Annotated in this window: 14 protein-coding genes; 11 read left to right on the forward strand and 3 right to left on the reverse strand. The window is 38.6% G+C overall.

What is annotated here, in order from left to right; translation table 11 throughout:
• Positions 1-146: 146 nt before the first annotated feature.
• The 6 genes from BLP77_RS15835 (at position 147) to BLP77_RS08330 (ending at position 3,669) form a co-directional block, all read left to right on the forward strand.
• On the forward strand, positions 147-320 hold the full coding sequence (locus BLP77_RS15835; protein ID WP_176753010.1) for a hypothetical protein: 174 nt from the start codon (positions 147-149) through the stop codon (positions 318-320).
• Between the two features lie 63 nt (positions 321-383).
• Positions 384-1,250: a 5'-3' exonuclease gene (locus BLP77_RS08310; protein WP_093856659.1), complete on the forward strand. Its 867-nt coding sequence runs from the start codon at positions 384-386 to the stop codon at positions 1,248-1,250.
• A 12-nt stretch (positions 1,251-1,262) separates the two neighbouring features.
• Complete coding sequence (locus tag BLP77_RS08315; RefSeq protein ID WP_093856660.1) at positions 1,263-1,700, forward strand: pyrimidine dimer DNA glycosylase/endonuclease V; 438 nt, start codon at positions 1,263-1,265, stop codon at positions 1,698-1,700.
• Positions 1,701-1,806: 106 nt separating this feature from the next.
• Complete coding sequence (locus BLP77_RS08320; RefSeq protein ID WP_093856661.1) at positions 1,807-2,349, forward strand: sigma-70 family RNA polymerase sigma factor; 543 nt, start codon at positions 1,807-1,809, stop codon at positions 2,347-2,349.
• A complete protein-coding gene (locus BLP77_RS08325) occupies positions 2,343-3,074 on the forward strand; it encodes a hypothetical protein (protein ID WP_093856662.1) in 732 nt (243 codons plus the stop codon). Before BLP77_RS08320 ends, BLP77_RS08325 begins: the two co-directional genes overlap by 7 nt.
• Positions 3,075-3,150: 76 nt before the next feature.
• Complete coding sequence (locus BLP77_RS08330; RefSeq protein WP_093856663.1) at positions 3,151-3,669, forward strand: GNAT family N-acetyltransferase; 519 nt, start codon at positions 3,151-3,153, stop codon at positions 3,667-3,669.
• Between the two features lie 136 nt (positions 3,670-3,805).
• On the opposite strand, the gene BLP77_RS08335 is transcribed toward BLP77_RS08330, so the two are convergent.
• The gene (locus tag BLP77_RS08335; RefSeq protein WP_093856664.1) at positions 3,806-4,438 is read right to left on the reverse strand and encodes a LysE family translocator; all 633 of its coding nucleotides are present in this window, start codon (positions 4,436-4,438) and stop codon (positions 3,806-3,808) included.
• 214 nt (positions 4,439-4,652) lie between these two features.
• Positions 4,653-5,771, reverse strand: coding sequence for an IS4 family transposase (locus BLP77_RS08340; protein ID WP_093856665.1), 1,119 nt, complete (start codon positions 5,769-5,771; stop codon positions 4,653-4,655).
• Between the two features lie 354 nt (positions 5,772-6,125).
• Here BLP77_RS08340 and BLP77_RS08345 point away from each other — a divergent pair, with 354 nt between their 5' ends.
• The 4 genes from BLP77_RS08345 (at position 6,126) to BLP77_RS08360 (ending at position 10,087) form a co-directional block, all read left to right on the forward strand.
• Positions 6,126-7,340, forward strand: coding sequence for an MFS transporter (locus tag BLP77_RS08345; RefSeq protein WP_093856666.1), 1,215 nt, complete (start codon positions 6,126-6,128; stop codon positions 7,338-7,340).
• Between the two features lie 59 nt (positions 7,341-7,399).
• The gene (locus tag BLP77_RS08350) at positions 7,400-8,359 is read left to right on the forward strand and encodes a ring-cleaving dioxygenase (RefSeq protein WP_093856667.1); all 960 of its coding nucleotides are present in this window, start codon (positions 7,400-7,402) and stop codon (positions 8,357-8,359) included.
• Positions 8,360-8,470: 111 nt separating this feature from the next.
• On the forward strand, positions 8,471-9,193 hold the full coding sequence (locus BLP77_RS08355) for a 3-ketoacyl-ACP reductase (RefSeq protein WP_093856668.1): 723 nt from the start codon (positions 8,471-8,473) through the stop codon (positions 9,191-9,193).
• 24 nt (positions 9,194-9,217) lie between these two features.
• Positions 9,218-10,087 (forward strand): EamA family transporter, encoded by an 870-nt coding sequence (locus BLP77_RS08360; RefSeq protein WP_093856669.1) that lies wholly within the window; start codon positions 9,218-9,220, stop codon positions 10,085-10,087.
• An 8-nt stretch (positions 10,088-10,095) separates the two neighbouring features.
• On the opposite strand, the gene BLP77_RS08365 is transcribed toward BLP77_RS08360, so the two are convergent.
• Positions 10,096-10,401: a YggT family protein gene (locus BLP77_RS08365; protein ID WP_176753011.1), complete on the reverse strand. Its 306-nt coding sequence runs from the start codon at positions 10,399-10,401 to the stop codon at positions 10,096-10,098.
• Positions 10,402-10,533: 132 nt separating this feature from the next.
• Here BLP77_RS08365 and BLP77_RS08370 point away from each other — a divergent pair, with 132 nt between their 5' ends.
• Positions 10,534-11,685, forward strand: a complete 1,152-nt coding sequence (locus BLP77_RS08370) for an acyl-CoA dehydrogenase family protein (RefSeq protein ID WP_093856671.1) — start codon at positions 10,534-10,536, stop codon at positions 11,683-11,685.
• The last annotated feature ends 42 nt before the right edge of the window (positions 11,686-11,727 follow it).

The raw sequence follows: 11,727 nt of genomic DNA on the forward strand, positions 1-11,727 counted from the left end.
ATAATAACATTAGTACTTCGAAGGGAGTTTTTCCTATCTTACACCAACACCCTTATTACACCGTAAGACGTGAAATTGATTATTTTAATTTCCAACAAAAGAAGATTGAAGATGAGCATTGGGTAGTGCTTTATGAGGATAAATTGGTGACAGAAGAAAAGGAATATCCGATTCATCAAGTGTTTGATTTATCATATAAAATGCTTTCCAATCGGTATGGATTCTTTTATCTTCATACGAATAAAGGTGTTGTAACACTTCATATCAAAGAATCACCAGCTGAATTCATTAAAAAATTTAGAACGGTTGAGCGAAAATAGACACACGGTCACTTTCAAGTGTGTCTATTATAAATTATAATAGGTAGAGGTTTAGGGGGAATAATGATGGCGAAAAATAAAGTTTTATTAGTGGATGGTATGGCACTGTTGTTTCGGGCGTATTATGCAACAGCGATGAGTGGGTATTTTATGGTCAATAGTAAGGGTATCCCGACAAATGGCATTCATGGTTTTGTTAGACATCTAATAACAGCAACCAACACATTTACCCCATCGCATGTTGTAGCGTGCTGGGATATGGGAAGTCATACATTTAGAAATGATTTATATCCAGACTATAAAGCCAACCGCGGTGCTCCGCCTGAGGAGCTGATCCCACAATTTGATTTAGTTAAAGAAGTAACAGAAGCGATGGACATACCGAATATCGGTGAGGTTGGTTATGAAGCTGATGATTGTATTGGAACGTTGGCCAATCTATATAAAAATGATTCTGAGGTTTATATTTTAACGGGTGACCAAGATATTTTACAGCTGCTAGACACTAATGTAAATGTCGTGTTACTCAAAAAAGGTTACGGGAACTACGATATTTATCACGCTGATCGTTTTAAAGAAGAAAAAGGGATAACGCCGAGGCAAATGATTGAACTCAAGGCCATGATGGGTGATACAAGCGATAATTATCCAGGTGTAAAAGGTATCGGTGAAAAAACGGCACTGAAATTATTGAAGCAGCACGGTTCATTGGAACAAATTTTAGAAAACCTCGATTCATTAACGAAAGCACAACGGTCAAAATTTGAAAATGATTTAGACATGGTCCATCTTTCACGAAAACTCGCTGAAATTAATTGTGAAGCGGGTGTTAGCTGTGATCTGAATGAGGCTGAGTTTCGTATGAATCGCGACCGCGTGATGGAAAAGTTTCAGGAATTAGAATTCAAACGAATAGACCAAATCTTATAAAGGACGATGCAAATGCGATTATGGTCAATACATCCCAGATATTTAGATGCGAAAGGGTTAGTTGCTTGTTGGCGTGAATCATTGTTGGCGCAAAAGGTGTTACGGGGTGAAACAAAAGGCTACACGAATCACCCTCAGTTAGTACGGTTTCGTCAACATGAGGATCCGATTCAGGCTGTTGGTATTTATTTAGAATATGTTTATATTGAGGCCAAGGCTCGTGGTTATAATTTTGACCACGAAAAAATTGTCAAAGTCAAGCCTTGTGACCAGATTTTGGTGACTACAGGGCAATTAGAATATGAATGGGCTCACTTAAGGGCAAAATTACGCCAACGTGACCCCAACCGTTTAAAACAATTAAAGAAACTAGTGGCTAAAGATATTTTTCCACACCCACTATTTAAAGTCGTAGAAGGATCTGTGGAGGAATGGGAAGTCATTAAATGAACTGCTTATCATAAATGGTGGGCAGTTTTTTTATTCGTAAAGATGGGAACCTTACGACTTCAGGTTTCGTCTAAATAAGTAAATAAACAAAAAGGTAGGTAAAGCCATGGGAATATCAGAAGAGCTTGACTCCGCGCACCATCGAAGGCAGCTCTTGGAGAAATTGATGGATCAATATGGTGAATCCTTGACACGACTAGCCATGACATACGTAAAGGATCAGTATATTGCTGAAGATATTATTCAAGAAACGTTTCTTAAAGTATATAAAAATCTAGATCGTTTTGAAGGTCGATCTTCTTACCAGACTTATTTGTATCGTATTGTGATGAATGGCTGCTACGACTACTTACGAAGCTGGCATCACCGAAAAGTACAAATAACAGAGAAGTTCACATTGACACATGAAGAAGGCAACACATCAGAGAAACATTTATTAGATAAAGATAAAAATCTAGAGCTAGCTCAGAACGTGTTAAAGCTATCCATCAAATTACGTGAAGTTATTATTTTGTTTTACTATCAAGACTTTACAGTTGATGAAATAGCTAAAACACTTGATATATCACAGAACACGGTTAAAACTAGATTATTTCGTGCCAGGAAAAAGTTAGAGAATCAACTTAAAGAAGGAGGGTGGGAATGGTGAAACAGCGACTCAAGCAAGAATTGGATGACATGATTGGAAAAGATAAGTTATTCAATCAAGAACAGAAGCAAGCCATTTTTAACCGAATAGAGTCAGGTGGACATTCGGAGGTTAAAAGTAAACGACCATTTTTTATGGCCGGTTTGACCATAGCTGTAGTCAGTATCGCAGTTGTATTATTTTTATCAGAGGTATCATTCGCACCTAATAAAGGTAAAGAAGCTGAAGAATCAACTCACCCAGTGGAAACTGAAGAATCAGAACCCGTGCAAGATGAAACGAAAGAACCAGAAGACACTAATGAATATACCTCATTACAATTAACGGATGAATTAGATGAAATCTATCAACAGTACGCCCAGACCCATGATGAAAAGCTATTGGAAGGATTAAAGCCATTTGATATTTTTAGGTTGTATCACGAATCAATGATTCAATTTGATCGAAGAACCGAATTCGAATTGTACTATCAAGAGGGTCAATATTTTCCTTATGACGAATTCGAACCTTTTGCAACGGATTTAGCCATGGATGAAGTAGGTAAGCAAAATTATCGCGATTTCTATCAGGAACTTTTAACGATTGATCAATTTGAAATTGAATATGTATCAGATCATGAGGCTTTAATTCATTATGAGGAGCCTACGGAAGGAAATCCGCTAAGTTTTCGAGTGGTCAAAAACAGCAATGGTGTCTGGAAGATTCCTTGGATACCATTTCACTAAATATACGCCTTGAGACGGAGAGCATCTCCTATTATTTTTGATATAATAGTTTTCAAATTTTCTAGGGGGTGAGTATATGGGGAATCAATTAGTAAAACCAACGATTGCATTAGAAGAGGCTTTTAATGATTATATTAATGAATGGAAAGAGTATGGTGAGAAGCTTGTACCAACTGTCCTAAGAAGACCAGGAGACAATTTTGAAGTATTTATTGAAAAACTATTATTAGCCGAACGGGGCATCGGGATTCCCGAAGGATGGGTGGCTAATTCAACTTATTTACTTGTTAATGACAATCAAAGAATCTTAGGAGCGTGCCACATTCGCCATGAATTAACCGAAACACTTCTAAATATCGGAGGACACGTTGGATATGGTGTCAGACCAACTGAGCGGGGAAAAGGATATGCCTCAGAAATTTTAAGGCTAGCCCTGTTGAAGGTTAAAAATATGGGGGTAGAACAAGCATTGATCACATGTAATGAAAATAATATTGCTTCAAAGAAGGTTATTCTTAATAACGGAGGCGTGGAAGGTCAATCCTTTGTTGAAGAGGATGGAAATGTGGTCAAACGTTATTGGATTGAATTGTAACCCTAGCTAATCTGTAAATTAAAGACAAGTGAATGTATGATTTTGTTATGAAAGCTCAATTAATCTTTAATGTCACACACAAATATAGCCCCTTCGATTTAGGAAAATCAAGGGGCTTACTTAATCATAAGAAAATCTAATTATGAGCCTTTTCAAAAAATAGTTTTATTCCAAAACCGATTAGTATTGTGCCCGTGATTCCTTCAATAATATTTTGTGTTTTAGGTTTTTTCATAATGGCACTAATATAATTTATCAAATATACATATAGGAAAAACCATACGGCAGTCATTACTGTATAAGTTGCACCCATTATAAGAAACGGCGAAAAAGAATGACTTCCAGCGTCAATGAATTGAGGAAAAAAGGTTAAGAATAAGACCGCAACTTTGGGATTTAGGAGATTTGTAAGAAAACCATGTTTAAAACAAGATGTGTTTACAAACTTGCCTTTTGTATTCATCTCATTGCTCGTAGCTACATCCTTTTTCTTCAAAGACCATAATGTCTTAACGCCTAAATAAATTAAGTAAGCAGCACCCACATACTTGATAATAGAGAACAATAACGCGGATTTCACAATGATGGCTGAGAGACCTAATACAGCAGCAGAAGTATGGATAAGAAGAGCACAACAAATACCTAAAGCTGTTTTAAGCCCCCCGACTTTCCCAGTGGTGACAGTATTTTTTGTAGCAATTGCAATGTCGGGACCCGGTAAAATAATAAAAAAAATACACATAAGGACAAAAAGATAAAAACTTACCATTTAATTATCTCCTTTCTTCTTATGATAAAGGTGATACTTACACTTTATTATATATAAGGTCACTAGCGTTGCATAAATGTAGTTGGAATATTCAGTTTTCTTATATCCTTACCAAATGAGCAAAAAAGCTAATGCTAACCCGAAGGTGGCACTATCCATTTGGTAAAAATATACATTTATGTCCAACAACTAAACATCAACAGTAGTTTTAGTATCAAGGACTTGCTCGTCCATCAAAACGCCGAACCCATACGTAAGCAGGTTTCCAGATCGCGGCTTTCAGCCAGCGTGTGATGCGTAGTAACGATTTTCGACCCTTAGTTTCCAGTTGAACTAACACATTTAAACAATAAGCGATGAGTGCTAAGTAAATTTGGTTGTGAACAGCTGTCTCACTCATGCCATAAAAGTGTTTGATTTCAACGTGTTGTTTCAACCATTTGAAGAAGAGTTCAATTGCCCATCGTGAGCGATAAACTTCACTGATGGCCATCGCATCTAAATCGAACCGATTGGTGATGATCCGTAGTATCTTGCCTTGCGTATCAATGACTTCAACTAGACGAAAGACGTTTTCTGCTCGATTTTGTGTCGTGCCAATGTAAACCATTCGATCCGATAGGATCGATGCATCTTTTGCGACATCAAAAGAAGCAACCTCACGAATGACAGCATTTTTCTTAAGGCGTGAGGCGAAGAAGTAACCATCATCGGTCATGCGATCAAATCGTTCATAGTCGATATAGCCACGATTGAAGACATACATGGCTTCCCGGTCATCGACCAGTACTTCAAGCTGATTTCGATCATGTTCATGAGCAGTTGTGATAACCGCTTGGTCTGGATAGACGGTATCCTTATTCATATAAACTAAACGTAAATGAAGTTTAACACCAGACTTGGTTTTGCGAAACTTCGCCCACGGGTATTTCGTGAGATTTAACGGCAACGTGCTGGAATCAATGATCTTCAGCGGAAAGTTAGATCCGCGTTGCCCCGCATGATGTTGTTTGATTTTCGTGACAAGGTTGACAAAGATGTCAGTTAGAATCTGGGTATCCATGGTATTATGACGTCGTGATAGTTGCGATGCACTAATCGACTGTAAACCCAGGGCATCCTGCAAATCCTCATCCAACAAAGTGTCACTCATAGCATGTAGGCTTTCAGATTCTTGTAAATGTGCGTACAACATAAATAAAATGTAGGCCTTGGTAGTGAGTTTCTTGGTGTAATAATCTGATTTGAATATTTCGGTTTGTTCATAAAGTTTTTCAAAATTTATGGGTGAAACCCATTTACCAAATGATGAAAGTCGTGTATTCTTGTCCATAACTGATTTCCTTTACTTTTGGATTTGGACAGGAACCACCTGTACTTTCCATTGTAAAGGATTTTTTTATGGGCTGAACACTAAATTTTTGAACATTATGAGTATTTTGAATTAAAAGATTTAATTAATGCAACGCTAGTGATATAAGGTGTGTTAATAATTAAATATCTTCTTTGTTTGATTTCCTATTTGAACACCATGTAAGGTCGATTTCTTCCTGAATTTTTCTGTGTTGAAGCTCTAGTTCTTGGATGGCTAACAGTTTTTTTAGGTATTATTTTTTATGAAAAAAGTCTATTTTTTCCTCTAGTACTATGATATTCTATAATAATTTACAGTAATTAGAGGTGTAATATGGGAAATACAAGAGAACGAAAAGTGACCGTAATTGCTCTCATTACAGCTGCGTGTATTTTAGGGGATGCCATGCTGTTTATTGTCATGCCGATTTATTGGCGCGATTTTGGGCTGACAGCTTTATGGCAGGTAGGTGTGTTATTATCAGCTAATCGATTAATCCGTCTACCGATTAACCCTTTAGTCGGCTGGTTTTATCAGCATATGGAAAAACGAACAGGGGTTATCCTAGCGATTATTCTAGCAGCGGTATCAACGCTGTCTTACGGCTGGTTGAAAGGTTTTTGGCTTCTTCTCCTGATGCGTTGCGTTTGGGGCGTTGCTTGGTCGCTTCTTCGTTTAGGTGGATTTCTAACAGTCATAGAAGTTTCGAATGATCAGACACGAGGAAGGTTAATGGGTAAATATAATGGACTTTGGGGACTAGGTGGTCTAACAGGTATGCTTGTTGGAGGCCTGTTCGTAGATGTATTTAGTTTGGAGCTTGTTGCAACACTATTCGCCACTATATCAATCATCAGTCTACTATTTGCCTTTCGATATATCCCTAGAACTAAACAAGGGTCACAATCTCAACCGAAAAATAATGACAACGATTTATCCTTCTGGAGAAGAAAAGAGACTTGGGCGGTCCTTGGAACTGGGTTTATGATGGCGATGGTAATTTTCGGTATCTTTTTATCGACGTTAAGTCGTTTGTTAGATGTTCAAATGAATGAAAGTTTCGTATGGTTAGGCATAACCATAGGAGCAGCAACTGTTGCAGGTTTTATTCAAGCCATTAAATGGGGATGGGACCCATTCCTCGCCCCGCTTGTAGGTAAGGTTTCTGATGAAAAATTCGGTCGGATTAAGATTCTCATTCTAGCTTTCCTGGTATCAGGATTAACATTTTATCTATTTACACTAGAAGTGGCATTTTGGTTCTTGCTTATCCTACTTTTAACATTTCAATTGATGTCTACTATATTGGTTACGGTTTCAGATTCATTAGCGTCCGATGTCGCTACTCAAACGTCTAAGGTAGGGTTAATGACTGCCTACACGGTAGCAGTTGATTTAGGGGCAGCTTTCGGTCCTCTATTTGGTTACGTGATTGTGGATTACTTAAGTTTAGGGACATTGTACTTATTAACAGCGATTCTATTAGGATTTGTTGGTGTATTTTGGCTACTTTTATTAAGGGCCAACAGCATGAGCAAATTAATTTGAATTCAACATATTTTTGGTAACATAAGGATAACTAATATGCTTTTGAAGGGAGCCATTTGATGGATTTATTAGGTATACATCACCTCTCAGCGATGACAGCCGATGCAAAGGGTAATGTAGATTTTTATACAAAAATATTAGGCATGCGGATGGTTAAGAAAACGGTAAACCAAGATGACCCGTCAGTCTACCATTTATTTTACGGTGATGAAATCGGTCATCCTGGTACTGAATTAACATTCTTTGAAATACCACGTGCTGGGCAAAATCATAATGGGAATCAAAGTATCTCGACAACATCCTTAAGAGTTCCGAATGATGAAGCCTTAGAGTACTGGGAACAACGATTAACGGAACATGACGTTGAGCATGAGGGAATTGTCGAGCAATATGGACGAAAGGTTTTACCGTTTAAAGATTTTGAGAATCAACGATTAATTTTAGTTTCAGACGAACAAAATCGAGGCGTTGCTGGTGGGACACCTTGGAATAAAAGTGCTGCTGATCCGAAGTATGGCATTATTGGCTTAGGCCCGATTCATTTAACAATACCAAACCTTGAGCCAACTGAAGCCATTTTAACGAAGCTTATGGGCTTCAGACGTGCAGGTGAGTATCAGCACCATAGCACAGGCAAAGAGGTTATCGTGTTTGAAACAGGTGAAGGTGGAACGGGTGCTGAATTGCATATTCACGTGCGTACAGACTTACCCCCTGAGCGCCTTGGTCGAGGCGGCGTTCACCACGTCGCGTTCCGTGTAGAAAATGAAGAGAAGATTCGTGAATATCTGGAACAATTAAATGAGATTGGCATTGGAAATTCTGGTTTTGTCGATCGTTTCTATTTCCGTTCTGTTTACTTCCGTGAGCCCAATGGTATTTTATTTGAGTTGGCTACGGATGGACCAGGCTTTGATACGGATGAGGATGCTGAACATTTGGGAGAATCGCTGGCATTACCGCCGTTTTTAGAACCACGTCGGGAAGAAATTGAAGGAAAATTAAAACCTATCGATTAATTTTATAAAGCCGCGCTTATGGTCGCGGCTTTAAGTTACAGAATGACCATTAGAAAAATATAGGATTTATTGAGAATAAAACGAGATGTTTTGAAAAGAAAGGATGGTATGATGGGTCAAGATTTGACAGGTAAGATAGCTTATATTACAGGAGCTGGATCAGGAATTGGTCGTGCGACAGCAATTGAATTAGCCAAAGAAGGTGTACACGTAGGGTTAATTGCACGGACCGAGAGTAAGTTGCAATATGTCGCTGAAGAGGTCAAAGCTTACGGTGTGCAAGCAGATTATGTAACGGTTGATATAGCAGATATAGACGCAGTCAATCAAGCTATCGATCAACTGAGAGCAAACTTAGGTTCAGCCGATATTTTAATAAATAATGCAGGTGTTGGATCTAAAGGTAACCTAGTTGACGCCGAACCTGAAGAATGGAAGCGACCAATTGAGGTTAATGTATTTGGAACTTATCACGTCACACGAGCTGTATTACCGGACTTAATTGAGAAAAATAAAGGTGATATTATTAATATTTCGTCTAGTAATGGACTGAAGGCAACGGCTGGATCGTCCGCTTACAGTGCTTCCAAATTTGCGGTACAAGGAATGAGTGAGGCATTGATGCAGGAGGTTCGTCCATATAACATTCGCGTATTCACGATGAATCCGAGTTTGGTGGCAACGGAGCTTGTCTTTGGTGACCAATTAGAACAAAAAAATGAAAACAAATATATGCAACCGGAAGATCTAGCCGAATTTATGGTGTCCCAGTTGAAATTAAACCAACGCATATTTATTAAACAATCACTACAGTGGGCAACCAATCCATTTTAAATATAAAAGTACTGTGGTGATGATATGAAATTAAGTGTCCTTCTTGTTTTAATGGCGGCTATTTTATGGGGGACGACGGGAACAGCACAGGCGCTAGCCCCAACTAACGCTTCACCGTTAGTTATCGGTGCCTTGCGCCTATTAATTGGTGGTGGCACCTTGCTTATTTACATCGCTTTTCAACGTAATTTTACAATTAAAGGTATCCCTAAGAAAGCTTTATTCATTAGTGCGCTGGCCATGGCTCTATATCAGCCGTTTTTCTTTTCAGGTGTTCATATGACAGGAGTTGCGATTGGGACGGTGGTTGCCATTTGTAGTGCTCCCATATTTGCTGGCTTGATCGAATGGCTTATTTATCATAGACTTCCAGACTGGGTGTGGGGCTTATCTACAATTCTAGCAGTTATCGGATGTTTACTGCTTTTTCAGTCGGAGGAAAGTATTGTTTTTGATCCATTAGGTGTGTTGTTTTCGTTAATCGCGGGCTTGTCGTTTGCAATCTACACGTTTGTTAGTAAAAGTCTTGTTGCTGAACATCCACCTGATGTAGTTGTTGCGCTTGTTTTTAGCTCAGCTGCCGTTTTTCTTTTGCCGTTATTATTCACAGCCGATTTAAGCTGGACATTACAATGGTCAGGCATGTTATCAGTTCTTCACCTCGGAATCCTTGCAACGGCTTTATCTTATATTTTATTCGCACGCGGATTAAAAGGAGTAGCGGCCTCAACAGCCGTTACCCTCGCATTAGCTGAACCACTGACAGCTTCGATATTAGGGTTATTCTTACTCGGAGAAAAATTGACATTACTATCTGGATTTGGTCTTGTTTTGCTCATGGCTGGTTTAATTTTATTGTCGAATAAGCAACGATTCAAAAACGTACGAGCATAGCCGTGCGTTTATTTTTTGTTCCACTTCCGGTCGAAGCCAACCACCAAAGCCGTTAGCATATAGCCAATCATTGTATAGATCAATAGGGCAAATATGGAGGAGAATTCAATGACGTATGTTTCATCTAACACTTTATTTGAAAATGTGCCTTTAAATGGACGAAGTAAAGGTTCGCTTATACCATATATCCATTCAACAAATGAAGCCGTTTCAGATGCTCCAAAAAACCGTAGAATGATACGCAAGCCCAAAATAAACTGAACGATACCAAAGAGGATACTAATTAAATGGTTGATAATACCTAACACTTTCATGCAGAACGCCTCCTTCAAAATATTTTCCTTAGACATATTTCATCCTAAACATTTCAAAAATAAGTATATATGTATTATGCTAAATCCTAGTAAATACATATGATATCTTATACTTGCGAAAGGAGCACAATCATGACAAAAGAACAAAATATTTTTCTTAAAAATGATCGTCATGTTGATTTATATAAAAAGGCTACTGAGCTTTCTGATCAATTAAAGCAATATGTAAAAGAGTCGGATCAGGAAGCGCGTTTTTTATCGGAGACGGTGCAGACTCTAAAGGATCATCACTATTTATCCATTATATTACCAGAGGAATACGGCGGTGAGGACTTATCTTTATATGAATGGTTGCTTATGCAAGAGAAAATTGCAGAGGGTGACGCACCAACGGCTCTTTCTGTCGGTTGGCATAATGGGTTGTTAATGGATCTAAAGGAATATGACGTTTGGTCGGAAGAAGATTTCGCTTGGGTGGCGAAAGAGGCAGGTGAGCAAAAATTATTCAATCGTGCTTCCACAGAGAAAAATACCGGTAGCCCAACGCGTGGAGGCCGTCCGGAAACGGTAGCAACTCGAAGTGGAGATGGATATGTTTTAAATGGACGGAAAACGTTTACGACCATGGCTAGTGTCCTTGATTATGCCGTTGTATCTGCTTGGGTAGAAGACGAAGAAATTCTCGGATGGTTCGTGATTGATATGACCTCAGAGGGTGTATCGGTTGATCCAACTTGGGACACATTAGGTATGCGTGGGACGGCGAGTGATGATTTAGTTTTAGATCAAGTGAACGTGAGTCAAGATAGCTTAGTAGAACGTAAAAGTAAAAAGTCAGTTCCTAAGGGGTGGTTGTTGCATATTCCAGCCTGTTACTTAGGAATTGCAAAAGCTGCCATAGACGATGCAGTAAAATTTGCAAAAAAATTTCAACCTAATAGTTTAGAGCATCCGATAGCGAAAGTGCCTCATATTAGACAAAAAATCGGTGAAATGGAAATGCTGTTAATGCGAGCTCGTCATTATTTATTTAGTATTGCGCAGGAATGGGACCAATTTCCCGAAAAACGCGGGGAACTCTCCAAAGATTTAGCGACTGTTAAAGTTACAACGACGAACGATGCAAATAAAATTGTTGATCTCGCTATGAGAATTGCAGGTGGCCGCGGCCTATCAAAAGATTATCCGTTTGAGCGCTATTACCGTGATGTGCGCGCTGGCCTACACAATCCACCAATGGATGATCTTGTATTAGAACAATTGGCTTCAAGTTTGTTAGATTAGTGATGATAAGGGTTATGTGATAAACATAAAGTTGACTTTTAA

It is taken from the genome of Tenuibacillus multivorans (genome assembly GCF_900103915.1).
In the GTDB taxonomy this organism is placed as follows: Bacteria; Bacillota; Bacilli; order Bacillales; family Alkalibacillaceae; genus Tenuibacillus; species Tenuibacillus multivorans.